Annotated in this window: 26 protein-coding genes, 1 tRNA gene and 3 pseudogenes; 17 read left to right on the top strand and 13 right to left on the bottom strand. The window is 70.6% G+C overall.

The features are described from left to right. Positions 1-3 precede the first annotated feature (3 nt). From mgrA to ssd, 10 genes are all read right to left on the bottom strand, one after another. The gene (gene mgrA, locus BW730_RS17690; protein WP_077687423.1) at positions 4-1,053 is read right to left on the bottom strand and encodes an L-glyceraldehyde 3-phosphate reductase; all 1,050 of its coding nucleotides are present in this window, start codon (positions 1,051-1,053) and stop codon (positions 4-6) included. 448 nt (positions 1,054-1,501) lie between these two features. Then, on the bottom strand, positions 1,502-2,137 hold the full coding sequence (locus BW730_RS17685; RefSeq protein WP_077687422.1) for a hypothetical protein: 636 nt from the start codon (positions 2,135-2,137) through the stop codon (positions 1,502-1,504). 764 nt (positions 2,138-2,901) lie between these two features. After that, positions 2,902-3,273 carry an Rv3654c family TadE-like protein gene (locus tag BW730_RS17680; RefSeq protein WP_077687421.1) on the bottom strand — a complete coding sequence of 124 codons (372 nt, stop codon included), beginning with the start codon at positions 3,271-3,273 and terminating at the stop codon, positions 2,902-2,904. Beyond that, entirely contained in the window at positions 3,270-3,590 is a 321-nt protein-coding gene (locus tag BW730_RS17675) for a TadE family type IV pilus minor pilin (protein ID WP_077687420.1), read from the bottom strand. The genes BW730_RS17680 and BW730_RS17675 overlap by 4 nt, the downstream gene beginning before the upstream one ends. A gap of 59 nt (positions 3,591-3,649) precedes the next feature. Next, complete coding sequence (locus tag BW730_RS17670; RefSeq protein WP_077687419.1) at positions 3,650-3,850, bottom strand: DUF4244 domain-containing protein; 201 nt, start codon at positions 3,848-3,850, stop codon at positions 3,650-3,652. A gap of 136 nt (positions 3,851-3,986) precedes the next feature. Further along, positions 3,987-6,233 (bottom strand): DEAD/DEAH box helicase, encoded by a 2,247-nt coding sequence (locus tag BW730_RS17665; protein ID WP_077687418.1) that lies wholly within the window; start codon positions 6,231-6,233, stop codon positions 3,987-3,989. A gap of 36 nt (positions 6,234-6,269) precedes the next feature. Then, entirely contained in the window at positions 6,270-6,995 is a 726-nt protein-coding gene (locus tag BW730_RS17660; protein ID WP_077687417.1) for a type II secretion system F family protein, read from the bottom strand. Then, positions 6,992-7,774 carry a type II secretion system F family protein gene (locus tag BW730_RS17655; RefSeq protein WP_077687416.1) on the bottom strand — a complete coding sequence of 261 codons (783 nt, stop codon included), beginning with the start codon at positions 7,772-7,774 and terminating at the stop codon, positions 6,992-6,994. Before BW730_RS17655 ends, BW730_RS17660 begins: the two co-directional genes overlap by 4 nt. Next, positions 7,771-8,910, bottom strand: a complete 1,140-nt coding sequence (locus BW730_RS17650) for a TadA family conjugal transfer-associated ATPase (protein ID WP_077687415.1) — start codon at positions 8,908-8,910, stop codon at positions 7,771-7,773. The genes BW730_RS17655 and BW730_RS17650 overlap by 4 nt, the downstream gene beginning before the upstream one ends. Next, positions 8,903-9,901 carry a septum site-determining protein Ssd gene (ssd, locus tag BW730_RS17645; protein WP_077687414.1) on the bottom strand — a complete coding sequence of 333 codons (999 nt, stop codon included), beginning with the start codon at positions 9,899-9,901 and terminating at the stop codon, positions 8,903-8,905. Before ssd ends, BW730_RS17650 begins: the two co-directional genes overlap by 8 nt. A 135-nt stretch (positions 9,902-10,036) precedes the next feature. Here ssd and BW730_RS17640 point away from each other — a divergent pair, with 135 nt between their 5' ends. From BW730_RS17640 to BW730_RS17615, 7 genes and pseudogenes are all read left to right on the top strand, one after another. Beyond that, on the top strand, positions 10,037-10,789 hold the full coding sequence (locus tag BW730_RS17640; protein WP_077687413.1) for a class I SAM-dependent methyltransferase: 753 nt from the start codon (positions 10,037-10,039) through the stop codon (positions 10,787-10,789). Between the two features lie 60 nt (positions 10,790-10,849). Further along, entirely contained in the window at positions 10,850-11,335 is a 486-nt protein-coding gene (locus BW730_RS17635) for a phage holin family protein (RefSeq protein WP_077687412.1), read from the top strand. A gap of 68 nt (positions 11,336-11,403) precedes the next feature. After that, positions 11,404-11,562, top strand: a complete 159-nt coding sequence (locus tag BW730_RS18805) for a DUF4177 domain-containing protein (RefSeq protein WP_193432347.1) — start codon at positions 11,404-11,406, stop codon at positions 11,560-11,562. Continuing rightward, positions 11,562-12,016: pseudogene (locus BW730_RS17630) on the top strand (RidA family protein). The gene BW730_RS18805 and the pseudogene BW730_RS17630 overlap by 1 nt, the downstream one beginning before the upstream one ends. Next, a complete protein-coding gene (gene nth, locus BW730_RS17625) occupies positions 12,016-12,687 on the top strand; it encodes an endonuclease III (protein WP_077687411.1) in 672 nt (223 codons plus the stop codon). Before BW730_RS17630 ends, nth begins: the two are co-directional and overlap by 1 nt. 18 nt (positions 12,688-12,705) lie before the next feature. After that, the gene (locus BW730_RS17620) at positions 12,706-13,308 is read left to right on the top strand and encodes a TlpA family protein disulfide reductase (protein WP_226996897.1); all 603 of its coding nucleotides are present in this window, start codon (positions 12,706-12,708) and stop codon (positions 13,306-13,308) included. A 104-nt stretch (positions 13,309-13,412) separates the two neighbouring features. Next, the gene (locus tag BW730_RS17615; protein ID WP_418082055.1) at positions 13,413-13,937 is read left to right on the top strand and encodes an NUDIX hydrolase; all 525 of its coding nucleotides are present in this window, start codon (positions 13,413-13,415) and stop codon (positions 13,935-13,937) included. A 14-nt stretch (positions 13,938-13,951) separates the two neighbouring features. Here the strand turns inward: BW730_RS17615 and BW730_RS17610 are convergent, their stop codons facing one another. After that, entirely contained in the window at positions 13,952-14,266 is a 315-nt protein-coding gene (locus BW730_RS17610; protein WP_077687409.1) for a WhiB family transcriptional regulator, read from the bottom strand. 138 nt (positions 14,267-14,404) lie between these two features. Here BW730_RS17610 and BW730_RS17605 point away from each other — a divergent pair, with 138 nt between their 5' ends. The 4 genes from BW730_RS17605 to BW730_RS17590 all read left to right on the top strand — a co-directional run bounded on the left by BW730_RS17605 (position 14,405) and on the right by BW730_RS17590 (position 18,919). Further along, on the top strand, positions 14,405-16,798 hold the full coding sequence (locus tag BW730_RS17605) for a transglycosylase domain-containing protein (protein ID WP_226996895.1): 2,394 nt from the start codon (positions 14,405-14,407) through the stop codon (positions 16,796-16,798). Beyond that, positions 16,798-17,706, top strand: a complete 909-nt coding sequence (locus BW730_RS17600) for a metallophosphoesterase (protein WP_077687407.1) — start codon at positions 16,798-16,800, stop codon at positions 17,704-17,706. The genes BW730_RS17605 and BW730_RS17600 overlap by 1 nt, the downstream gene beginning before the upstream one ends. 58 nt (positions 17,707-17,764) lie before the next feature. Beyond that, positions 17,765-17,841, top strand: a tRNA-Pro gene (locus BW730_RS17595). 100 nt (positions 17,842-17,941) lie between these two features. After that, the gene (locus tag BW730_RS17590) at positions 17,942-18,919 is read left to right on the top strand and encodes a DNA topoisomerase IB (protein ID WP_158522725.1); all 978 of its coding nucleotides are present in this window, start codon (positions 17,942-17,944) and stop codon (positions 18,917-18,919) included. Positions 18,920-18,928: 9 nt separating this feature from the next. Here BW730_RS17590 and BW730_RS17585 read toward each other — a convergent pair whose 3' ends face one another. Continuing rightward, a complete protein-coding gene (locus tag BW730_RS17585) occupies positions 18,929-19,354 on the bottom strand; it encodes a pyrimidine dimer DNA glycosylase/endonuclease V (RefSeq protein ID WP_226997248.1) in 426 nt (141 codons plus the stop codon). A gap of 15 nt (positions 19,355-19,369) precedes the next feature. Continuing rightward, complete coding sequence (locus BW730_RS18710; RefSeq protein WP_158522724.1) at positions 19,370-19,972, bottom strand: hypothetical protein; 603 nt, start codon at positions 19,970-19,972, stop codon at positions 19,370-19,372. A 116-nt stretch (positions 19,973-20,088) separates the two neighbouring features. Here BW730_RS18710 and BW730_RS19670 point away from each other — a divergent pair. The 6 genes and pseudogenes from BW730_RS19670 to BW730_RS17560 all read left to right on the top strand — a co-directional run. After that, a pseudogene (locus BW730_RS19670) lies at positions 20,089-20,769 on the top strand (phosphoenolpyruvate carboxykinase (GTP)); the annotation flags it as partial. Beyond that, positions 20,691-21,970, top strand: a pseudogene (locus tag BW730_RS20445) (phosphoenolpyruvate carboxykinase (GTP)). The pseudogenes BW730_RS19670 and BW730_RS20445, both read left to right, overlap by 79 nt. 20 nt (positions 21,971-21,990) lie before the next feature. Continuing rightward, positions 21,991-22,416, top strand: coding sequence for a glutaredoxin family protein (locus BW730_RS18350; protein WP_145952957.1), 426 nt, complete (start codon positions 21,991-21,993; stop codon positions 22,414-22,416). Positions 22,417-22,431: 15 nt separating this feature from the next. Beyond that, entirely contained in the window at positions 22,432-22,785 is a 354-nt protein-coding gene (locus tag BW730_RS19660) for an MFS transporter (RefSeq protein ID WP_226996894.1), read from the top strand. After that, positions 22,782-23,609: an MFS transporter gene (locus tag BW730_RS17565; protein ID WP_226996893.1), complete on the top strand. Its 828-nt coding sequence runs from the start codon at positions 22,782-22,784 to the stop codon at positions 23,607-23,609. The genes BW730_RS19660 and BW730_RS17565 overlap by 4 nt, the downstream gene beginning before the upstream one ends. Continuing rightward, the gene (locus tag BW730_RS17560; protein WP_077687403.1) at positions 23,606-25,060 is read left to right on the top strand and encodes an amidohydrolase; all 1,455 of its coding nucleotides are present in this window, start codon (positions 23,606-23,608) and stop codon (positions 25,058-25,060) included. Before BW730_RS17565 ends, BW730_RS17560 begins: the two co-directional genes overlap by 4 nt. The last annotated feature ends 142 nt before the right edge of the window (positions 25,061-25,202 follow it).

Genomic DNA, 25,202 nt, shown 5'->3' with positions numbered 1-25,202 from the left:
GGCTCACTTGACCGAGTCGGTCGCCCCCTGCCAGAGGTTGATGCCCTGCACGCCGCCGTGCTGGTCGATCGTCGCGAGTTCCTCGGCGCTGAACTCGAGGTTCTTCAGGCCTCCGAGGTTGTCGTCGAGTTGGGCGACAGACGAGGCGCCGAGCACCACCGAGGTCACGGATGCGGCGCCCTGGTCGCGCAGCGCCCAGGCGATGGCCATCTCGGCGAGGCTCTGGCCCCTGCGCTCGGCGATCGCGTTCAGTTGGCGCAGGTGCTCGATGTTCTCGTCAGAGAGCAGGTCGGTGCTCAGCGACTTGCCCTGAGTGGCGCGCGAACCCTCCGGGATCCCGTCGAGGTAGCGGCCGGTCAGCATGCCCTGGGCGAGCGGGGAGAACGCGATGACGCCCATCCCGTTGTCGGCGCAGGCCTGCAGCAGCGAGGGGTCGCCGTCCTCGATCCACCTGTTGAGGATGGAGTACGACGGTTGGTGGATGATCAGCGGCGTTCCGAGCGACCGCGCGATCGCCTGCGCCTCCGAGGTCAGGCCCGCCGAGTAGGACGAGATGCCAGCGTACAGCGCCTTGCCGGACCGGATGGCCTGGTCGAGGGCCGCCATGGTCTCCTCGAGCGGGGTCTCCGGGTCGGGGCGGTGGTGGTAGAAGATGTCGACGTAGTCGAGGCCCATCCGCTGCAGCGAGTCGTCCAGCGAGGACAGCAGGTACTTGCGGGACCCTCCGAAGCCGTACGGGCCGGGCCACATGTCCCAGCCGGCCTTCGACGAGATCACCAACTCGTTGCGGTAGGGGGCGAAGTCCTCCGCGATGATGCGGCCGAAGTTGGTCTCCGCGGCGCCGTAGGGGGGCCCGTAGTTGTTGGCGAGGTCGAAGTGCGTCACGCCCTTGTCGAACGCGCGACGCATGATGGCGCGCTGCGTCTCGACGGGCTTGTCGTCACCGAAGTTGTGCCAGAACCCGAGCGAGATGGCGGGGAGCTTCAGCCCTGAGGTCCCCAGGCGCCGGTACGGCATCGATTCATAGCGGTCTTCCGCCGCAACATAGGTCATGGCCTCAGCCTAGTTCCACGGCGCCGACGGAACTGCTCTGACCGCCCCTTTCGCTTCCGAGTCCCATGCCGGGCGACACCCTGCTCCCGTGCGCGCAAACCCGTGTCCGCCGAACAGCGCCGGAGGCGGGCCGCCGGTGTCTGGCCGGTCTCAGCCACCCCGCGGGAGGTGCGGCCCTCGAAGCCCTCGATCGGCGCCAACCGGACGGACGGACGCCGTTGGCGTCGCGCGCTGCGGCAAGGTTGCAGCGTCTCGCTCAACGCGCGGCGACGGGCCGACAGTCGCGCTCACCCCGAGCCACAGGACCGGTGGTCCGCGGGGACGGGGTCGTTCGGTCGGCGCGGCCGCCAGCGGCGAATGCAGCCGCCGACGGGCCACGGTTGGCGCGGATCCTTCGGTCGCGCGCCCCCGCGGGCTGCCGGTCGCGCGCCCCCCGCGGGCTGCGGGCTCAGGCTGCGGGGGCGACCACGGGTCGCACCCAGCGGGCACCGTCGCGCGTGAAACCCACGCGGCTGAGGTAGCCGGCCTCAGACTCGGGTGCGTTCTCGACGACCACGCGCTCGTACCCCTTCGCCGCGAAGATCCCCGAACGCGAGTGGACGAACTCCCCCGGAGTGAAGTCGCGGAACCGGGGCGTCACCCAGTCGAGTTCCACCTTGGCCTCGCCCGGCTCCCCCGGAGTGACAAGCACGGCCCCGACCGTCTCGTCGCCCCGGACCACCAGCCAACTGGAGCAGTCAGCCGACACCGCATCTGGGCGGAAGTTCGGGGCGGTGGCGGCGATGTCGTCCGCGTGGAAGTCGAGGACCCGGCGCAGGTACGCGTCGTCTGCCCCGACCTCGACCACGTCGAAGACCCCGGCGTCGTGCTTCTCGCGGTACAGCCGGAACAGCCAGTAGATGTCGATGACGGCGATGATGGCGTTCATGGCCATGAAGGGCCACACGCCGATGACGCCGTTGTAGACCGTGGCGATCGCCGACCCCGCCAGGTTCATCCACCTGAACCGGATCACGCGCGCCACCATCAACGACCAGACCACTAAGCCGGAACCGACCCAGCCGATGATCTCCAACCAGGGCATTGCCGCCTCCTCGCTCGAAGTGGAGCAGAGCTTACGGTTCCAGAACCCCTCGCGCGGCGCATCGCGAAGGATCCGTCGAGGCGGCGACATCGACGCTTGTCAACGCCCGACCTCTGGCCCCTCCCCTCGAAGCGCGACGCCAGGAGCCTCGTCCGCCGAGAGGTCTGCAGGGTGAGGGCGACGGCATGTTTGTGCGGATCCTCCGGTTGAGCCAGGGCCCCGAGAGAGAGGCCGCTGGGGAGCGGGCGCGAGCCACCGGGCGGCCGGGCACCCACGAGGTCTTAGCCGCAGGCGCTGCCAACCAACCCCAACCCAAGCCGAGAACCGCAGGGCGGGACACGACGGAGATGCGCTCGGCGACCGGTCTTCGGAGACGACGTGCCAGCCGCGCGATGACCGTCCCTCCCTATTCCCCACCCCCACCCGCCCCCTCCGCTTCCGAACCGCCGACACCCGGGCGCGCCGAACCTCCTGCACCTGGACACTTCGAACCTCCGACACCTGGGCACTCCGAACCTCCGACACCCGGGCACTCCGAACCTCCGACACCAGGGCGCCGACGTGCCGATTCCACGCTGACCTGCGGCCCGGCGATGTCGCCGCATCGGCACCCCACAGTTGCTGCAGCGCGTCGAGGCCACCGGCCGCCGGTCACCGTTCGCCGGTGTCACCCGCAAGCCCACTCCGAGGCCAGGGAGCGCCAGCGCAGGCTCACCACCGTCCGTCACGGCCTCCGCGGGCGGGCCGTCCGCGGCGGCGAGCCATCAGAAGGTCGCCGCGGTCGCCCGGCGCGTGAGACTGCCCGGCACACCCGGGAGCGTCGGCGTGAGGTCGGCATGCACGCTGACCTCCACCACCACATGCCGCCCCTCGCCCCGCACGATGCAGTCAGCGACGGAGACCTCGTTGCGGGAGGCGGCCTCGGATGCCGCCTGGCAGGGCTCCTCGCCCATCGATGCCGCTCCGACCGCCGCGAGGGCGGCGAGTTCGGCGGCCTGCTCCGCCTGGCGGGAGATCGCGAACCAGTGGATCAGGACCATCGCCACGACGAAGACCCCAGCGGTCGCCAGCGCGATGCCGACGGTCAGGACCGCGCCTGCGCTGCCGCGCTGCTCACCTCGTGCTGCGTTGTTCACGGCCCCTGCCCCGGCTCGTAGGCGGCCCAGGACCTGGCGCCAACGGTGACGCCGCCGACGCCGAGGACCGGGACCGTCACCCGCACCTCGGCCGTCACGCCGTCCTCGCCCCTGTCGATGCTGACCCGGGCACCCTCGGGTGCCCGGGACCGGGCGGCGGCGACCGCGGCGTCGTCGCCACGGGCGCTCTGCCGGGCGAGTTGGGCGCTCGACTCGGCGCAGGCGCTCTGCGCGACGCCCAACATCGCGAGGGAGACGAGGCAGGCGGTGACGAGCACCGCCGTGATGCAGCCGATGGCCAACTCGACGGTGACCATGCCCCGCTGCCGGCGGCGGGGCCGCGGGCAAGCACGGCCGCCCGGGCCCCTGCCGGGCATCAGAGGCCTCCGGCGACCTTGCCGAAGATGTCGATGACCCAGTCGAACATGGTCTTGAAGAAGGTGTTGTCGTTGAAGATGCGCAGCAGCACCAGCGCGACGGCCGCCGCGGCCAACAGGCCGATCGCGTACTCGACGGTGGTGAGGCCGCGCTGGGCGAGCCGACGCAGCGGACGCTGCCGGGTGACAAGGGTGGACATGGCCGGTTCCTTTCGGTTGCCAGCTGCGGTTCAGCCGGACACCCCTTTCATCCGCCAAACCACCACCCCGATGCCACCTCCACCCGCCGTGTGGACGGCCCGGCACGGACAACACCGGGTGTTGTGGACAGCCGAATCAGTCGAGCAGCAAGGCAAGCAGCTCGGCGGCATCGGCCTTGTTCAGAACCTGGTTCGCGTTGCCGCATTTAGGTGAGACGACACACGCCGGGCAGCCGTCGGTGCAGCCGCACCGGGTGAGCCGCTCCAGGGTCGCCCGCAGCCACTGCTCGGCCTCCTCGTACCCGCGATAGGCGAAGCCCGCCCCGCCCTCCATGCCGTCGTGGACGAAGATCGTGGCCAGGCCGGTATCGGGATGAAGCGCCGTGCTCACACCGCCGATGTCCCACCGGTCACAGGGCGCGAAGGCGGGCAACAGCCCGATCGCCGTGTGCTCCATGGCGTGCGCCGCGGCACCCATGCGCAGCTCCTCCCACCCGAGCCTCTTGGCCAACGACGCAGGGACCGTCCACCACACCGCCTGTGTCGTCAGCCGTCGGCGGGGCATCTCCAGCGGGGTCGAGTCCCACACCTCATGGGTGACCTCGTCGCGACGCAGGTAGCCGAGCACCTGGGAGTCGAGGCGCACCTCCCCGCGGCACAGCCGCGTGATGCCCATCCGGCGGTGCTCCGCCTCCCGGACGATCTGGATGTCGAAGGTGGACTGCGGCTGCGTGTAGTAGCGGGGTCGACCGGCGACCACCAACGCCTGGTGCTCCTCGACGTCGAGGTGATCCACGAGGAAGGACTCCCCCTGGTGCAGATAGACGGCGCCGGGGTGCACGGTGCGGTCGACGGCGGCCATGTCCACCACCCCGAGGACCCGGCCCGTGTCCCGCTCGATGATGTCGAGGGGGCGCTCGCCGATCGACCTGAGGTTGATGAAGTCCACGGCGCGATCCGGCCTGGTCCAGAAGTACCTGCCGTTGCGGTCGCGGAGCACCCCCTGGCCGACGAGCGCCGCTGCCGTCGCCGCCGTCGCCGGGCCGAACCAGCGGTCGTCAGAGTCGCGAAGCGGCGACTCCTGCGCCGCGGCCGCCAGGTGCAGGCCGAGCACCCTCGGGTTGTCGGGGTGCAGCACGGCCCGTTCCACGGGGACCTCGAACACCAACTCTGGGTGCTCCATCAGGTAGGCGTCGAGCGGATTCTCGCTGGCGAGCAGCACCACGAGGGCGTCCTGGCCCCGCCTGCCCGCGCGCCCCGCCTGCTGCCAGAACGACGCCAACTTCCCCGGATATCCGGACACCAGGACGGCATCCATCCCGGCGATGTCGACGCCCAGTTCCAACGCGTTGGTGCTGGCGAGTCCGCGCAACTGCCCCGAGTGCAGCCCCGCCTCCAGTTCTCGCCGGTCGGCCGCGAGGTAGCCGCCCCGGTAGGAGGCGATCCGCGCCGGATCGGAGGCCTGCTCCTGTGCCGCGATCGACACGAGTTCGGCACCCTGGCGCGACGCGACGAAGGCAATCGTCTGGGCTCCCCGGTCGGACAGCCCGGCGAGCAGTCGGGCCGTGTCGGTGCGCAGCGACCCGGAGGGGCGCCAGAGCGCGACCGTGCGGCGACCTGCGGGCGAGGTGTCCCCGCTGACCGATTCGACGGCCTCCGCGCCGATCAGCGTCGCCGCGAACTCGGCCGCGTTGGGCGCGGTGGCCGACGACAGCGCAACCACCGGCTCGGCACCGTGAAGCGCGGCCAGCCGACGCAGCCGCCGCACCACCTGTGCGACGTGTGCCCCGAACATCCCCTGGTACCGGTGCGCCTCATCGATGACGATGTAGCGCAGCGACCCCAGGAATGACGCCCAGCGCTCGTGGTTGGGGAGCACCGAGAAGTGCAGCATGTCGGGATTGGTGAGGATGAACGAGGCATGCTCCCGGGCGAACCGGCGCTCGGCGACGTCGGAATCGCCGTCCAGCGCCGCCACCCGCCAACCGCGCGGGCCAAGCGCCGCCGCCGCCCGTGCCTGGTCGTGGGCGAGGGCCTTGGTGGGCGCGAGGTACAGCGCCGTGTGCCGGGGCGCAGTCAGTCGGGTACGCGCCGAGTCGACGGTGAAACCGATCCGTCCGTGCTGCGCCGCGAGGATCGGCAACAGGTAGCCAAGCGTCTTGCCCGAACCGGTCGGGGTGCTGACGATGGCGTGCCTGCCCCTGAACAGATGCTCGGCGAACTCGACCTGGTGAGCCCACGCCCGCTCGACACCCGAGGCGACGATGGCCTCCGCGGCCTGAGTGGGCAGCCAGTCCGGCCAGTCGGCGACCACGGCGACGCTTGGCTCCCGCGTCGCCGTCGCCGCCACCTCCCGGCCGGACAGCACCCACTCGTAGTTCACGCACCAACTCTGCCAGGCCGCTCAGACAGCCAGATCTCAGCCGAAGAAGCCGCGCAGCAGCCCGGCGATGATGGGGACGACGCCGACCAGGATGAAGGCTGGAAGGAAGCACAGCATCAGAGGCATCACGGAGCGGACCCCCACCGTGCGGGCCGCCTTCACGGCCGCATCGCGTGACTCGCGGCGGGCGTCGTCGGCGTGGACGCGCAGCAATGCCGCGACCGGTGTGCCTGAGCGCTCGGCCCGGGCGACGTCGACGGCCACGCTCCCCCACACCGGATCGTGGCGCAGTTCCTCCCAAGCGTCCGGCCCCGCCCTCCCCAGCGCGAGGTGCGCCCCGACCTGGCGCAGCAGTACTCGGCTAGGCTCCGGCGACGCCTCCGCGACCGCAGCGACGGCCTGGGACATGGGCCGCCCGACGTCGAGGCAGACGGCCAGGAACTCGAGGGTCTCTGCGACCTGAGCGGCCGGGGCAGGACGGCTCGCCCTGGCGGGGAGCCGCCCGAGTAGCACGAACGCGGCGCCCCCGAACAGGACCGCAAGAGGGACGGCTGCGACGCCGGGCACCAGCACCAGGACCAGACACGCCAGCGCGATCGCGATCAGCCGTCGCCGTGGCACCCCGAGCGGGTCGCGACCCGGTGGCGCGCCCGCCGGCCGGGCCGGCGTGCGTAACCGTCCAAGTGCCGCGCCGGGACTCGACAGCAGCAGAGCCATCCCTAGCGCGGCCGTCAGCGCGGCCAGCGGGACCGCCCCGGTCACCTCTTCCTCCGCGGACGGGCCAGCGCATCGATCCAGAGCACCCCGGCGGCGGTCATGGAGACGCCGACCACGAGCAGCACCCTGCCCAACGGGTCCCCGGTGAGGAACCGCAGCGAGTTGACGCCGACCGCGAACCCCAGCCCGACTGCCAGGAAGGGCAGCGCCGCCATGATGTGCCCGCTCGCCCTTGCTGCGGCAAGTTCGGCCTCGATCAGGGCATCGAGTTGCTGCCTGCGGCGCAGGTCGTCGGCGACCCTCGCGAGGATCGCCGCCATCGGGGCACCCGTCCGCTCCGCGAGACGCCAAGCCGCCCCGATGGAACGCAGCGGCTCAAGCCCACGGCGCCCGGAGGCACGGTCGAGTTCGCCCGCGACGTCGCCGCCGAGTCGGACGGCCTGCGCCGCTTGGCCGAGCACGGGGCAGTCCTCGGCGGCGTCGAGCAGCGCCGCGGTCGGGATCTTCCCGACCGCCATCAACGAGGCGAGCACCCGTGCAGCCCTGGCACACTCCTTGGCGAGCCGAAGCTCGGCTCTGCGGGCCCGGTGTCCGCGCACGAGGATCGCGCAGGTGCCACCCGAGATGGCGGCGGCGAGGATCCACCAGAGGGCCCCGGGCGCGAGGAGGGCCACGACACCCACCAGGAGCGCCGCGGCGGGGAGGACCCGCCACGGGAGAGGCCGCCTGGCGCCCCGGGTGCGGCGACGCGCCACGAGCCGCGCGTGAGGCGGGGCCCCGATCAGGAGCAGCGCCGCGACGGCCGCAAGCATCGCGGCCGTCATGGCAGCCACTGCCTCAGTGCCGCACCGGCGGCGGTGAAGGTGACGGCGTGCTGGGTCATGGTCGCGGCGGGCACCACCCGGACCTGCCCATCCTGGGCGCGCTCCAGCACGCCGATCCGTTCGACCCTGCGCCGACCATCCGGGAAGCGCGCGACGTGAATCACGACCCTCAGCGCGGAGGCGACCTGCGCGTGGCAGGCCTCCCGCGTCATCCCTCCGAGCGCCGCCAGCGCCTCGACCCGGGCGACGACGTCCTCGATGGAGTTGGCGTGCACCGTGGCGCATCCTCCCTCATGGCCCGTGTTGAGGGCAGTCAGCAGGTCGGCGACCTCCGGGCCGCGCACCTCGCCGAGCACGAGCCGGTCGGGCCGCATCCTCAGGGCCTGCCGCACCAGCGTCGTCAGCGTGATCGCCCCGGCACCCTCTGCGTTGGGCGGCCTGCCCTCGAGCCGGACGCAGTGCGGATGGGCGGGGACCAGTTCACGGGCATCCTCGACGAGGACGATGCGTTCCCTCGCCGGGACGAGCGCGAGCAGCGCCGCAAGAAGCGTGGTCTTGCCCGAGCCGGTGCCCCCGGTGATCAGGAACGGTTCCCTGCGCGCCACGAGTGCCTCCAGCAGCAGTGCCCCGTCGGGAGGCAGCGACCCCGCGGCGACGAGATCGGCAAGCGAGAAGCTCCGCCGGGCAGGCACCCGCAACGAGAGGCAGGTGCCCGGCTCGGCGACCGGTGCCAGCACCGCGTGCAGCCGCACCCCGTTCGGGAGGCGCCCGTCGACGAACGGCGAGGCGTCGTCGAGGCGTCGCCCGGCCGCTGCTGCGAGCCGGATGGCAAGCCGCCGGACCTCCTCGTCGTCTGCGAAGGTAAGCGGGGCGCGCTCGAGGCCCGCGCCACGGTCGACGAAGACGTCGGACGGCCCGTTGACGACGACATCGGAGACGCCGGGCTCTGCGAGCAGTCCGTCGAGCGCCCCCGCCCCGACGCTGCCGCGGCGCAGTTCGGCGATCGCCTCACGAAGCAGCGCGTCGGTGATGACAAGGCCCTGTTCCCGGAGGGCGACGGCGGCGTCCGCTGGCGCGAAGGGCCGCCCGAGCGACGCGAGCCGGGCGCGCAGGTGGTCGTAGTCGGTCTCAGGCATCGAGCAGCCACCTGAGCAGCGCGGCGACATCGCGGCGGAAGCGCCGGGCAGGGCCGGGCAACGGAGGCAGGCCCATCTCGGCGAGCCGCGGAAGGGCCTTGTCGTGACCGATCTCGCCCGCGCATTCCAGGCCGAGTGTCCGCGACATCACCGCTGCGGGCACCCTCCGGCCCGGCCCGCTCCGCGCGACAAAGGCGCTCGGGCGCAGCTCGGGGTCGAGCATCTGCGCCGCCGCGACCGAGCGCACGTCGGCTCCGACCACCAGCAGCGTCTGGTCGACCCCGCGCGGCGCGCCGGACCGGCCGGAGTCGAGGACCGTCAGGTCCGTTGACGCGGCCAGGGCCGAGACGACGGCGTCGACCGCGTCGCCCGAAGGCGGCGGGCCGACCCCGCGGGCCTGCGCCAGGAGGGCCACGTCGGCAACCTGCGGAAGCAGGGGGCGCAGGTCGCCCAACTCGCCGCGTGCCAGCGCCAGGTCGGGCCAGCGCACCCCCTCCACCGTCTCGGCACCGAGCAGCAGGTCGAGGCCGCCGCTCGCCGGTGCCAGGTCGACGACCCCCGCCGAGGTGCCTGAGCGCGCGGCGAGCAGCGCGAGCGAGGCGGCGAGCGTGCTGACGCCGAGGCCGCCAGAGGCCCCGACGAGAGCGAGCACCCGCCCCCCACGCGTCGGGCCACGGGCGGAGCCTGCCAGCACGGCAGCCAGCCGTCCCGACTCGTCGGGCAGGGGAAGCACCGGGAGGCTCAACTCCGCCGAGCAGCGCGTCAACTCTGCGGCAGGCCCGCCCACGACGTACGCCTCGCCGGGGCCGACGGCGCCCCACCTGGAGGCCGCGTCGACCCCGAGCAGCCGCACGACGGCCGCGGGCCACGCCGCCCGCAGTTCGGCCGCGTCTGCCACGACGCGCAGTTCGATCTGCTGCGTCGCGGCGCTCACCTCGACCGCCTCGACCACCGACGGGTCCCTGGTGCACAGCAACACATGTGGTTCCATGCCCCGATGTTTCGCCGCATCTCCAGGGACCTTTCACCTCCCGCCACAGGCTGTGGATATCCCCGGGTCGCTGGCGCCAAGTTCCGGGCGACCCGGTTACCCTGGTTCGGACCCGTCGACCGCCGAAAGGACACCATGAGCCGAACCGCCATCCCCACAGAGGCCGTCGACTGGCTGTCCGTGTGGCGAGGTGTCCGCGGCCTGGTGCTCGCCGGGGACGTGTCCTGGCCGAAGCGGCTCGACCGGGCAGGCCACGCGGTCTTCGCCCTGAGTGACGACCCACGTGTCGTCGGCTCCCTGAACGCGATGCCCCGGATCACGGCGCTGCTCGCCCGCCCCGAGGCCATCCCGACCGACCCGTTCCAGTTCGAGGTCGTCTTCACGCATCAGAGGCTGCACCGACTGGACCTTGCCGAGGCGCTCCCCCAGATCGCCCGGGTGCTCCGCCCCGGTGGCTGCCTCAGCGCCTCGTACCTGATCCGGGACGACTCGGTGCCGTGGGTGCGCAGGCTCGCCGCCCTGCTGAGGCGATTCGATCCGATGGCCATGAAGGGCAACTACGGTCACGAGAGCCTCGCCCGGCTGCGCGAGAGCAAGTACTTTCCCGAGGTCGAGGAGCGCGCGTTCAGGGTCTGGCAGGACGTCAGCCACGCGGACCTGCTCAACCTGGTGCGGGCGCAACCGCTGGCATCAAACCTGGCACCCGACCAACTGGCGGGGCTGTTGTCCCAGGTCAGCGAGCTGTTCGACGGTGCGGTGCGACCCGGTGAGAGCCTGCGGCTGCCGTTCCAGATGGTCTGCTGCAGGGCATGGGTCAACCACGAGGAACTGACCGGCCCGGTCGTGCTTCCCGAGAGCGCCCTCGCCATCCCCTGTGACCCCAACTAGCCCCCACGGGTAGTGGCCGGACGCAGACCGCACTAGGCTGACACCTGCGGAAGGAGCCCCATGCCAATCGAGCCACGCCACCCACTGGTGGAGATCAAGGACGCCGTCGCCGACTTCGTCTCCAAGGAGTCCGAGCTGGCAGCAGCGGAACTCAAGCCGACGGCGAAGGCCGCGGGCCTGGGCGCCGGGTTCTTCGCCGGGGCCGCAGTGTTCCTCTTCCACGCGCTGTGGATGTTGGTGATCGTCGTGGCGCTTGCCGTCGGTCTGCTGCTGCACTCGATCACGCCGATCGGCCCATGGGGATCCTTCACCCTCGGCTTCGTGATCTCGGTGCTGTTCTCGGTGCTCGTCGCAGGAGTGCTGTTCACGCTCGGCAGGGGCAAGTTCTCCCAGGTGAAGAAGCCCGAGGCCACCATCAGCGAGGCGAAGGCGACCCTTGACGCGGTCGTCGACGCGATCGCGTCGCGCGGGAAGGGATCCGAGGTGGCCATCAAGCCCTCGAACCTGCCCCGCTTCCGCGACGCGGAAGAGGGCGACCTCCCCTGACCTGGCCGCCCGAGGTCGACGCCTCGGGTGCACTGGTGGCGCGCCAGCCGACCTGGCAGGCTAGCCCCATGACCAAATGGGAATACTTCGTCGCGCCGATCCTCTCGCACGTGGCACAGCAGCTGCTCAACAACTTCGGTTCGGACGGCTGGGAGCTGATCCAGCTCGCGCCCGGCCCGAACCCCGACACGCTCGTCGGCTACTTCAAGCGCCCGATCGCCCAGTGATGGCGTTCTCCGAGGCCCTTGAGCGGCTGGGGATCGTCCTGCCGCCCGTCGCGGCCCCCGTCGCCGCCTACGTCCCCGCGACCCGCACCGGCGATCAGATCTGGACCTCCGGGCAGCTCCCGATGGTCGACGGCGCCCTGACGGCGACCGGCAAGGTCGGCAGGGACGTCTCCCCGATGACGCCGCTGCGGCAGCCCGGGTCGCAGCGCTCAACGCGATCGCGGCGGTCGCCGACCTGGCGGGCGGGATCGACCGGATCCGACGCGTCGTCAAGGTCGTGGTGTTCGTCGCGAGCGACCCGGAGTTCACGGGCCAGCCCGCCGTCGCCAATGGCGCCTCGCTGCTGCTCGGTGAGATCTTCGGCGAGCAGGGGGTCCACGTGCGCAGCGCGGTGGGGGTCTCCGTCCTGCCGCTCGACGCGGCGGTCGAACTGGAACTGGTCGTCGAGGCCTGATGGACCAGCCGGAGGCGATCAACCAGGCGCTCGCGGCCGAGTACCCAGAAGCACGGGCCGAGCTCGACTTCACCTCGGCCTACGAGTTGCTGATCGCCACCATCTTGTCGGCGCAGTCGACCGACCGGCGCGTCAACGCCGTGACGGTCGACCTCTTCCGGCGCTACCCCGACGCGCGCGCCCTCGCGGAGGCCGAGGCCTCCGACGTCGAGGAGATCATCCAACCGGTCGGATTCTTCCGGAACAAGACCACCGCCATCATCGCCGCCGCGCGCCGCATCGTCGACGACTTCGACGGCGAGGTTCCTGGCACGCTCGACGAACTCGTCACGCTCCCCGGCGTGGGGCGCAAGACGGCGAACGTGGTGCTCGGCAACGCCTTCGGGGTGCCGGGCATCACACCCGACACGCACCTGATCCGGCTCTCGAACCGGTTCGGCTGGGTGGCGAGCACCAAACCCGACGACGTCGAGCGCGCCGTCGGCGACCTGTTCCCGCCGTCCGAGTGGGTGATGGTGTGCCACCGGGTCATCTGGCACGGTCGTCGCTGCTGCCACGCCCGCAACCCGGCATGCGGAGCATGCGTCGTCAACGACCTGTGCCCGAGCCGCGACCTCGGCGAGCAGGATCCCGTGAAGGCCGCCGCGCTCATTCGGGAGCCGCGCGCCTGACAGGTACGCTCGGTGGCGATGAGGACCATGTCGCTACTGGTGGCCGCCGCGGCAACGCTGTGGCTGGTCGCCTGTGCCCCGACCGTCCCGACCGGGATGCCCGCCAGTCCCCCCGTCCCCCAGCAGCGGCTCGAGGAACTGCGCGTCGGGTACGGGCTGCCCGACTGCCCCACGACCGATCCGGCCGCCGAACAGATCGACGGCGGGCTTCCAAGGACCGCGCTGCTGTGCCTCGGAAGCGACACCGTGGTGAACCTGGCGGGCCTTCCCCGCGAACCCATGATCATCAACCTGTGGGCACAGTGGTGCGCTCCGTGCAGGGAGGAGTCGCCCTACCTGCGCGCGGCGCTCGCCGACCTTGAGGGCGTCACCTTCCTCGGCATCAACTACGACGACGACAAGCCTGACTGGGCGCTCGAGTTCGCCGACCTGGTCGGTTGGCGCTACCCGCATGTGATGGATCAGACGAAGTCGCTGCAGGGACCGCTGAGGGTGCCTGGGCTGCCAACGACGATCTTCGTGACGGCGGACGGCAAGATCGCGGGTGTGCACCCGGGGGTGCTGGAGTCTGAGGAACAGTTGAAGGACCTCGCCCACGAGTACCTGGGGGTGACGCCGTGACGGATCCCACCTTCCAGCGGTTGGAGCGCGCGCTGGTGACCCCACCTCCGGTGCGCTCGATCGGGATGGACAGGACGCCGAAGGGGGAACGATCCGCGGCTGTGCTGATGCTGCTGACCGACGCCCCGGACCCGAGCCTCACGTTCGTCACGCGGGCAGAGACGCTGCGCAGGCACGCCGGCCAGATCGCGCTGCCGGGCGGCCGGGTCGATCCGGGGGACGTCGACAGGGCAGACACCGCGCTGCGGGAGGCCAACGAGGAGATCGGCCTCGACCGGGGCCAGGTGCGACTGCTCGGGGAACTGCCAGCGCTCTGGGTGCCCGCCTCGCGCTACGACGTGACCACCGTCATCGCCACCTGGGACGGCGGTCAGCACCTCCACGCCGTCGACCCCGCCGAGACCGGCGCGGTGCACGACTACCGGATCTCGCAACTCGCCTCCGCGGAGGTGCGGGTCACCGGCAAACATCCGAGCGGCTTCTCCGGCCCCGCCTTCATCCTGGGCGAGCAGTTCATCTGGGGCCTGACGGCGCACCTGGTCGACTGGGTGCTCGAGTTGGCAGGGTGGGACCGGCCGTGGGACGTCGGACGCGAGGTCGCCATCCCGGAGCGCTACATGCGCGACTGAGCCGCCTTGGCGACTCAGCTCAGCCGATGGCTCGGGAAGATCCTGATCGTCGCGTCGGACGAATCGCCGTAGTTGACCAGGACGTCGTGCCACGACTCGATGTCGGGCCGGGAACGAAGCAAGGCCCGACGTTCACGTTCGGTCATGCCACCCCAGACGCCCCACTCGATCTGGTTGTCCAGGGCCTCTGCGAGGCACTCGGATCGCACCGGGCAACCCATGCATACCGATCTAGCCCGTTTCTGGTCCTTACCCTCCGGGAAAAGTGCGTCTGCCAAATCTCGACACTTGGCCTGCAGCGTCCATTCGCTAGCTTCCGCAAGAGACATGTGCTGCCCTCCTTCGCGCAGTCCGTGTGCCACAGACGCTAGCGCATCCACCGCGCAACGCAACAGTGCCATTTTTCTCAACTTCCCCTGTCAAGGCCGAAACCAGGGTCTTGGGGCTCGTCACGTAAGATAGGCGCCATGAAGTCTGCCTCCCTCAGCCAGAAGGCTTACTCATTCCTCATGTTCCTGGCGGTCAGCGTGCTTGCCGGTCTACTCGTCTCGGGCTTGGCGGTTCCGTTCACCGCCCTGCTGGGTAGCGGAGCAAAGATGGCAGTGAGCGCGCTCGACGACATCCCCGCCGACCTCGAAACGCCCCCGCAGCATCAGCGCTCCGAGGTGTTCATGGCCGACGGGAAACTGCTCGCGACGTTCTTCGACGAGAACCGCGTCTACGTCCCGCTCAGCGAGATCTCGCCGAACATGCAGGACGCCCAGTTGGCGATCGAGGACCACCGCTTCTACGAGCACGGCGCGATCGACTTCCAGGGCTTCGGGCGCGCGTTCCTCAAGACCGTCGCAGGCGACACCCAGGGCGCGTCGACGCTGACGCAGCAGTACGTCAAGATGGTCCGCATCGAGATGGCCGTTGCCGCCAACGACGAGGTCGCCCGCCGCAAGGCCGATGAGGTGAGCATCGAGCGCAAGATCATCGAGGCCCGCTATGCGATGGCACTCGAGGAGCGTCTCACGAAGGATCAGATCCTCGAGCGGTACCTGAACATCGCCTACTACGGCGACGGTGCCTACGGCGTGCAGGCCGCCGCGAAGCACTACTTCAACGTCGACGCGAAGAATCTGACGCTCGGCCAGTCGGCGATGCTGGCGGGCCTGGTGCAGAACCCGGTCGCGCTGAACCCGACCAAGAATCTCGACAAGGCGATGGATCGCCGCGACGTCGTCCTGAACCAGATGGTCAAGTGGGGCATGTCCACCAAGGAGGACGTCGACGCGGCCAAGGCCGAGGTCACGTTCGACCCCGCGAAGGTGCAGCGCACGGCCAAGGGCTGCGTGTCGTCGCCGTACCCGTTCCTCTGCGACTACGTGAAGCGCACCCTCCTCTCCGACAAGATGCCGAGCATGGGCAAGGACGAGCAGGAGCGCACCAACTACCTCAACCGCGGCGGCCTCCAGATCCACACCCTGATCGACCCGGCCGCGCAGGCCTCCGCCGAGGCCGCGGTCGCCTCGATGGTCGCCCCGACCGACCCGGTGCTCGCCAACACAGTGCTGATCCAGCCGAGCACCGGCCTGATCGTGGCAATGGCGCAGTCGCGGCCCGTGATGGGCGACGACAAGGGCAAGGGCGAGAGCTACTACAACTACAACGTCGAGAAGGGCATGGGCGGCATCGAGGGCTTCCAGGCAGGCTCGACGTTCAAGCCGTTCATCCTCGCCTCCGCGCTCAGCCAGGGCATGACCCCTGACAAGACCTACGACGCGCCGGGCACCATGCAGTTCAAGGGCTCCACGTTCAAGAACTGCACCGGCCCGTTCAAGTTCAACCAGGACTGGACGCCCCAGAACCAGTTCAAGAAGGGCTACGGCGTCATCGACATGATGGCCGCCTCCCGGAACTCGGTGAACACCTACTTCATCCAGTTGGAGCGCGACACCGGCATCTGCGCTGGCATCGACATGGCCAAGAACGCGGGCGTGAAGCTCGCCGACGGCAAGGACCTCCGCACGATGCAGGACATCCCCTCGTTCGTGCTCGGCGTCGCGGATGTCACCCCGCTGTCGATGGCCGAGGCCTACGCGACGTTCGCCAACCGTGGCGTGCACTGCGACCCCATCATCCTGAAGTCCGTCACCGCGCGTGACGGCAAGGAGGTCGCGGTCCCGTCCGCCAACTGCAAGCAGACGATCCCCAAGGAAGTCGCCGACGGCGTCAACCACATCCTCAAGTCGGTGGCCCTGCAGGGCACCGGACGCCCCGCCGCGCTGCGCGACGGCCGCGACGAGGCGGGCAAGACCGGTACCACCAACAGCGCGGCCGCCGTGTGGTACGCCGGCTACACCCCCGAGATGGCGGGCGTCGCGATGATCGCGATCGACAAGACCAACGACTACTACAAGACGCACCGCAAGAGCGTCGACGGTGTCCGGGTCAAGGGCGGACGCCTCAACGGCTCCGGTGGCGGCGACGCGGGCAAGATCTGGCGCCCCGCCATGAAGTCGGCGCTCGAGGGGAAGCCGAAGACGAAGTTCACGGCCCCGTCGAAGAAGATCCTCGAGGGCGAGAGGGTGGCAGTGCCCTCGACTCGGGGCATGGGCATGGAGGAGGCACGCCGCACGCTGGAGGCCGCTGGCTTCTCGACGGCCAAGCGCTACGTCTACTCCGACTCGCGCGAGGGCGCCTACCTGGGCGTCGACGCGGGCAAGACGGCGAAGAAGTTCTCGACGATCTACCTGCGGATCTCGAAGGGCCCCAAGCCACAGCCAAAGCCGACTGCTCCACCGTCGACCCCCGCGACTCAGGCACCACCGGCGGCCCCGGCGACGATCGCCCCACCCGCGAACCCGAACCGTTGATGACCCATCCCATCGCGAGGGCCGTCACGGCCCTCGCGGCCTTCGGGGGTGCCTGCTTCGGTTGGGGGCTCATCGAGGCCCACCTGTACACCGTCCGCCGCGTCGAGGTCGAGGCGCTCGAGCCGGGTAGCGACCCCGTCAGGGTGCTGCACATCTCCGACCTCCACCTCAGCGCGCATCAGACACGCAAGCTCGACTTCGTCCGCGCCCTCACCCGGCTCAAGCCGGACCTGGTGATCAACACCGGCGACAACATCAGCTCGGCCGCTGCCATCGCGCCGCTGCTTGAGGCCATGTCTCCGCTGCGTGGAGTCCCGGGGGTGTTCGTGTTCGGCTCGAACGACTACCACGCCCCCGTCTTCAAGAGCCCGCTGCGTTACCTGATCCACGGCCGCTCCCACTCCGGCCGACCCAAGCCCGCCGACCTGCCATGGGAGAGTCTGCGCGACGGCTTCGCGGCCCTCGGCTGGGTCGACCTGACCGAGAGGCGCGCCACGCTTAACGTCGCGGGCACGCGGATCGCGTTCCGCGGCACCGACGACGCCCACCACGGCCGCGACGACTACTCACAGGTCGCGGGCCCTGCCGATCCCGACGCGGGCCTGAACGTCGGCGTAACGCACGCGCCGTACCTGAAACTGCTCGACGCCATGACCGGCGACGGCATGGACCTGATCTTCGCGGGCCACACGCACGGCGGCCAGGTCTGCGTCCCCGGCTACGGGGCCCTGATCACCAACTGCGACATCGACCCCGCCCGGGTCAAGGGCCTCTCGACGCACGACTCCGGCGGGCGGCGGTCGCACCTCCACGTCTCGGGCGGCCTCGGCACCTCCCCGTTCGCGCCGTACCGGTTCGCGAACCGTCCCGAGGTCACGCTGCTGACGCTGTGGCCGCGTCCCGCCTGAGGCCGAGTTCGCGAATCGGGTCACCGTCGGCTAATATTTCCGGTGGCCCACGGGCCATCGGGGTGTGGCGCAGCTTGGTAGCGCGCGTCGTTCGGGACGACGAGGCCGCAGGTTCAAATCCTGTCACCCCGACCAGATTCCACGGCGTAGGCCCGGCTCAACACGAGCCGGGCCTTCGCCGTCTGACATGGCCGTTTCCCCACAGTCCGCCGATGAGCCGACACATACTGGTCGGATGAACGAGACCCTGCACCGCGTCGAACCAGGAACGGATCCCGGGATCAGCCGGATCACGACCAAGGGCGGGTTCGAGTACCGCGGCCCAGATGGAGGGAAGGTCTCGGCGGCCGAGCTCGCCCGCATCAACGCCCTTGCGCTGCCTCCGGCCTGGACGAAGGTGTGGATCTGCGCCGACCCCCTCGGACACATCCAGGCCGTCGGCCTCGACGCCGATGGCCGGGAGCAGTACCGCTACCACGAGCGGTGGAAGGAGGACAGGGCCGAGCACAAGTTCGACAAGATGCTCCACCTCGCCGCGGCCCTCCCCGCCGCCCGGGGCAGGGCGACGCACGACCTGTCGAAGCCCGCCGAGCCCTCGCACCGGGTGCTGGCCGTCGCCTTCCGGTTCCTCGACGACGCCTCACCGCGGGTCGGATCGATCGAGTACCTGGAGCGCTACGGCAGCAGGGGCCTGACGACGCTCCAGCAGCGCGACGTCACCGTCGCGGGCCATCACGTCACCCTGCACTTCCCCGCCAAGTCGCACCAGCACGACGTGATGCACATGGTCGACGTCGACTTGGCCGAGGCCGTCGCGACGCTGCTCGACGGCGACCCGGAGGATCGCCTGTTGCGCTACCGCGCCTCCGGAGACCTCCACCACCTCGACCCGGCGGAGGTCAACGCCTACCTGCATGAGATCACTGGTGGCCCCTACACCGCCAAGGACTTCCGCACCCTCCGGGGAACCATCGCGGCGGCCGAGTCGCTTGCCCGAACGGGTCTCGTCGACGGCGAGACGGCCGCCCACCGCGCTGAGGTTGCCGCCGCGAAGGCCGCGTCCGATGCACTGCAGAACACGCCCGCCGTCGCCCGGTCCAGCTACATCGACCCACGCGTGTTCGACGCCTACCGCGCCGGACGGTTGCTGGACCTGGGCCGCTCCCCCGATGCGGCGCTGCGCGACCTGATCGTCGCCGAGGAGAAGCACTGATCCGCGCCCTCAGTCTCCCGAGGCCCGCTCCCACGGCTCTGGGCCGCCGTCGACCGTCACGAAGAGAGGATGCGGGGTGGGCGAGGCGTCAAGGCGCGGCAACCACTCTGGGGAACGGACCCGCAGCTTCGCCGCCAGGTGATCGCGTTCCAGGCGCAGTTGCCCAGTCGTCACTCTGATCGGCGCGGACTCGAGGGGGCCGTCGATGCGCGTCCGGTCGAAGCGGTAGCCCCGCGCGGTCGCCTCGTCGGCCAACTCCATGAGGTAGGCCCCGATCGCCGCCATCGGATCCTGGGCCTCCCGGAACCGGGTCAGTTGCGGATGGTGCCGGTAGCCGGCGGTGCGCCCGGCCAGCACGGCCTGGGCGAGCAGCGCCTCTCGCCAGCAGGCGATCAGCCCCTGGCGGTCAAGCAGGCTCGGGTGGAGCGACCACATCCTCACGGGCGGTCCTCAGAAGTCCTTGGCGTCGCCGTTCTCGTCGAGGCACCTCAGCCCCGGCGCGCCCGGGGGCACCTCGTTGGTGACGAACTCGGTGCAGGGGATGGCGTCCTCGAACTGGTTGATGTAGTGCCAGGCGCCCTCGTCGATGCCCCAGACGACCTGGCCGCCGCCGCAGTCGCTCTCCTCAGAGCCGAAGGCGAAGCCGTCCGGATGGATGGCCCTGATGACGACCTCGGAGGTGGTGCAGCCCGCGTCGTCCTCGACGCCGACCCTGGAGGCCAGGAACGTGCGGAAGCTCTCCGGCAGCGCTTCGGCCGCCTTGACCTGCTCGGTGGTGGTGACGGTGACGTCCACGGGGGTCCACGGGCCGCCGACCTTGGTCGGCTGTGCGACCGGGGGAAGCGTCGGGGTCGGCGTCTCGGCCAGCGGTTCCAGCTCGGTGGGCTCCGCCGTCGGGCTCGCGACGGGCGCAGGGTCGGGCGACGCGGGCGTCGAGGCGGGGCTCGACGCCGCCGGCGAGCTCGGCTGCTTGGTCGGCGCCTGCTCCGCGGTGCAGCCGCTGAGGGCGGCCGCCACGGAGACGACAACGGCTAGTTTCAGGGCGATACGCACAGTCGCGAGACTACCAGCGCGCGACACGCCAGCGATGTGGAGCCCAACGGCGGCTTCGGTAGTGTGACGATGGAGAGAACCGCTCAAAGACGACGCCGGTTCGAACGAGGAGACCGATGCTCACCGAATCCAAGACTCGCCGCCGGGAGCTTCCCAGCACCGGCACAGCTCCTACCGATCCCCGCCTGCTCGCCTGGCTCGATGAGGTCGTCGAGTTGTGCAAGCCCGCCGCGATCCACTACTGCGACGGCTCCGCCGAGGAGGCCGAGCGGCTCGCCGACGCGCTCGTGGCGTCGGGCACCCTGGTGCGGCTCAACGACGAACTGCTGCCCAACTCTCTGTACGCCCGCACCGACCCCGACGACGTCGCCCGCGTCGAGGACCAGACGTTCATCTGCTCGAACGACGAGCGCAACGCCGGGCCGACGAACAACTGGATGGACCCCGTCCAGATGAAGCGCATCATGCATGACCTGTACGACGGCTGCATGGCCGGCCGGACGATGTACGTGATGCCGTTCTGCATGGGGCACCTGGACGCGGCCGACCCCAAGTTCGGCGTCGAGGTCTCCGACTCGGCCTACGTGGTGCTGTCGATGCGGATCATGACGCGGATGGGGGCCGACGTGCTCGCCGCGCTCGAGACGTCCGGGGCCGGGTTCGTGCCGTGCCTGCACTCGGTCGGGATGCCGCTGGCCGAGGGTCAGAACGACGTCCCGTGGCCGTGCAACGAGACCAAGTACATCGTCCACTTCCCCGACGAGAAGATGGTGTGGTCCTACGGCTCGGGCTACGGCGGCAACTCCCTGCTCGGCAAGAAGTGCTACGCGCTGCGGATCGCCTCGGTGATGGCCCGCGACGAGGGCTGGCTCGCCGAGCACATGCTGATCCTGAAGCTCACCTCCCCGAGGGCCGCGTGTTCAACATCGCGGCGGCCTTCCCGTCCGCCTGCGGCAAGACCAACCTCGCGATGCTTGAGCCGACCATCCCCGGCTGGAGGGTCGAGACCCTTGGCGACGACATCGCCTGGCTGCGCTTCGGCGACGACGGACGGCTGTACGCGACCAACCCGGAGACGGGCTTCTTCGGGGTCGCCCCCGGCACCAGTTACGAGACCAATCCCAACGCGATGCGCTCGATCGAGGCGGGCAACTCGGTGTTCACCAACGTCGGCCTGACGCCGGAGGGCGCCGTCTGGTGGGAGGGCATGACGCCCGAGAAGCCGGAACTGCTGCGCGACTGGAAGGACCGCCCGTGGCACGGCGGGACTGGGCCAGAGGGGGGCCGACCGGAGGAGAAGGCGGCGCACCCCAACAGCCGCTTCTGCACCCCGATCGAGCAGTGCCCGATCCTCGCCGACGAGTACCACGACCCGACGGGGTCCCCCTCGACGCGATCATCTTCGGCGGACGACGCGAGAACACCGTCCCGCTCGTCACCCAGTCCCGGAACTGGCGCCACGGCGTCTTCATGGGCGCGACCTGTTCCTCGGAGTCGACGGCGGCCGCGAAGGGCGCGGTCGGCGTGCTGCGCCGCGACCCGATGGCGATGCTCCCCTTCATCGGCTACCACGTGGCCGACTACGTGCAGCACTGGATCGACGTCGGCGCCAGGACCGACGCGGACAAGCTCCCCCAGATCTTCTACGTCAACTGGTTCCGGCGCGACACGGACGGCCGCTTCATGTGGCCCGGCTTCGGCGAGAACTCCAGGGTGCTCAAGTGGATCGCGCAGCGCATCGCCGGCGACGTGACGGCGGTCGAGACCCCGATCGGCTACCTGCCCGCCGACGGAGGCCTCGACGTCGAAGGCCTCGACATCTCGGAGGCCGACCTGCACGGCGTCGTCGGCTACCAGGAGCACGAGTGGCGCGACGAGGTGCCACGCATCGGGCGCTGGTTCGACTCGTTCGGCTGGAGGCTGCCCCGCGAGATGGTGGACGAGTTGCTGCAACTCGAGACGGCCCTCGGCAGGGACACCAGTTCGTTCGGGCACTGAGCCGCCCTTAGGCTGGCCCCATGGATCGCTGGATGTGGGTGACCTGGCCGGCCGTCGGCGTCATCGTCGGGGGCCTGGTCAGCGGATGGCGGTTCAGCATCTGGTGGGTGCTGATCTTCCTGTGCTGCTGCCTGGTGGCGTGGTGGGTCAGCCCGTGGTCCCGTGGGAGGTCGAAGACGATGTCGGACGTGATGGCGCTGCCCGACGGCGACCGCAGGGTCATCGTCTACTGGCGGCCCGGTTGCCCCTACTGCGAACGGCTGCGCGCCGCATTGGGGCGCAGGGGCGATGATGCGCAGTGGGTAAACATCTGGCAGGATTCTGAGGCCGCAGACTTTGTCGCGAGCGTCAACGGCGGCAACGAGACGGTGCCGACGGTCGTGATCGACGGCGAGCCGCACACCAATCCTGATCCGCGCGTGGTTCTCGAGGCCCTCGCGCCCTAGCCCGAGGGGGGCCTGATGGCACCCACCCGCGAGATCGTGCGAGCCCGCTGGGGCGTCACGATCATGTTCTGGCTCAACGGGGTCGGCTTCGCGTCCCTGCTGCCCCGCTATCCCGAGATCAAGGCCTCGCTCGGCCTCGGCGACCTCGGCTGGGGACTTGTCGTCGGCCTCGGCCCGCTCGGCGGGCTCATCGCCGGGCTGTTCACCGCCCGGCTGATCCGCAGGTACTCCTCCGCCAGCGTCAACCTGGTCACGGCCCTGCTCGGCCTCGCGATGCTGAGCGTCTACGGAAACGCGACGATCTGGCCGGTGTTCGCGCTCGGCATCCTCGCGATGCCGGCTTCGACGCGATCAGCGACATCTCCATGAACGCCCACGGGCTGCGCGTCCAGAAGCTCTACGGCTCCTCGATCCTCAACGGCCTGCACGGCTGGTGGTCGGTCGGCGCCGTCTGCGGCGGCTTCCTGGGCGCGATCGCCGCTCAGGCCCGACTGCCGATCTGGATCCAGGCCGCGGCCGCCTTCGTGCTGTTCGGCGCGATGGCCATCTATGCGAAGACGCTGCTGCTGAAGGGCGCCGACGCTGAGCCCGCCGCCTCCGAGGTCGAGGTCTCCCGCGGCATCCCTCGCCGCTGGGTGCCGAGGCTCATCGCGCTGGGCCTGTTGGGCGCCTCGGTCGGGCTGATCGAGGACTCCGGCGCCTCCTGGGGAGCCGTCTACATGGATTCCATGTTCGAGGTGACCCCCTTCGTGGTCGGCATGGCCTTCGTGGCGCTCCAGGGCGCCCAGGTGATCGGCCGGTTCACAGGCGACGCGCTCACCGACCGGATCGGGCCCCGCCTCGCCGTCACCCAGGGCGTCATCATCGCGGGCCTCGGCATGGCCGTCGCGGTGGCGTTCCCGTCCACCGTCTCCACCCTGATCGGCTTCGCGTGCGCAGGCTGGGGCATCGCGACGGCGATCCCGATGGCGATGCACGCCGCGGACGAACTACCGGGGATGGCGCACGGCAACGGCCTGACCTTCGTCACCTGGCTGATGCGCGTCGGCTTCTTCGCAGGCCCGCCGCTGATCGGTCTTGTCGCCGACTCGGTGGGCATCCGTTGGGCACTGATCACCATCCCGGCCGCCGCCGTCGTCGCCCTCCTGCTGACCCCGGCGCTCACCCCGCCCAGGGCCACCGCACAGCGATGAGCGCGCTGCTGATCCGCGGGGGTCGGCTCGTCGGGTCGGGACGCCCGGCCGACGTCCGCGTCGGCGACGGGCGGATCGTCGAGGTCGGCCCCGACCTCGACGCCAGCGACGCGACCGTGCTCGACGCCGGTGAGGGCTGGCTGATCCCCGGACTGTGGGATGCCCACGTGCACTTCGGCCAGTGGGTGCGCTCGCGCGCGTGGCTGGACGTGTCCTCCGCCGATGACGCCGACGGTGTGCGTCGGCTGATCGCGGCGGCACCGCCGTCCCCCGGCCGGCCCCTGATCGGCTTCGGGCACCGCAGCGCCGGCTGGCCCCGGCAGGGCACCGTCGCCGATCTCGACGCCGTCAGCGGCGACCGACCGGTGTTCCTGATCTCCGGGGACGCACACAACGGGTGGCTGAACTCGGCGGCGCTGCGACTGGCCGGCCTGGCTCCCCGTGGCGGGCCGCTGCAGGAGGCCGAGTGGTTCCCCGTGCTAGCGGGCCTCGGCGCGCTGCCCGGGGTCGCACCCAGCCTTGCCGAGGAGGCCGCAGGCGCGCGGTTGCTTGCCTCGCGGGGGCTGGTCGGGATCGTGGACCTGGAGTTCAGCGACGCGCACGTCGACTGGCCGCGGCGGATCGCGGGTGGGCTCGACCTGCTGCGGGTGCGGGCAGGCTTCTACGAGCACCAACTCGACGAGGTCATCTCGTCGGGGCTCCGGACCGGCGCGCCACTGGAGGGCACCGGCCTGGCCACGATGGGGCCGCTGAAGGTGATCAGCGACGGCTCTCTGTCGACCAGGACCGCTTGGTGCTGCGAGCCCTACGTCGACTCCGAGTCTTCAGGTGCACCCAACCTCAGCTCGAAGCACCTGCGCAACCTGCTGAGCCGGGCTGCGGGCGCCGGTCTGGAGGTCGCGGTGCACGCGATCGGCGACCGCGCCAACACCGTCGCGCTCGACGCCTTCGAGGCGACGGGCGCCCACGGTTCGATCGAGCACGCTCAACTGCTGCGGGTGGAGGACGTGGCGCGCTTCGCCGCGCTGGGCGTGACGGCGAGCATCCAGCCGGCGCACCTGCTTGACGACCGCGACCTCACCGAGGCCATCTGGGGCGAGCGAGGTGGACGCAGTTTCCTGGCGCGCTCACTGCTCGACGCGGGCACGCGACTTGCGCTGGGATCGGACGCGCCCGTCTCACCCCCGGACCCCTGGCTGGCGATGGCCGCTGCGGTGCACCGCAGCGGGGACGCGCGGCCGGGCTGGCACCAGGACCAGGCGCTGACCGCCGCCGAGGCCCTGGCCGGGTCCACCGACGGAGGACGGCTCGCGCCCGGCGCGCGGGGCGACGTCGTCGTGCTGGAGTCGGACCCGTTGGCCGCGGGTCCGGCCGACGAGGTCGCCTCGCGGCTGCGGTCGATGCGCGTCCGTGCGACCGTGTGCGCCGGCCGCGTCACCTGGGTCGGCTGAGCCGGGACGACCGAGACGGCAGGGGACTTCCGGGCGCGGCGCGGGCGGGTCGTTGAGCATGTTTGGTAACTCGTTTCGGATCTGATCGTTCAAACCCGGCGTGTCGCGCAACGAGCCACCAAACATGCTCAAGTGCTCACCC

Origin of the sequence: Tessaracoccus aquimaris (assembly GCF_001997345.1) — a bacterium.
Classification (GTDB): domain Bacteria; phylum Actinomycetota; class Actinomycetes; order Propionibacteriales; family Propionibacteriaceae; genus Arachnia; species Arachnia aquimaris.
The sequence above is the reverse complement of the archived record's forward strand: the minus strand, read 5'-3'. Positions and strand labels throughout refer to the sequence as shown.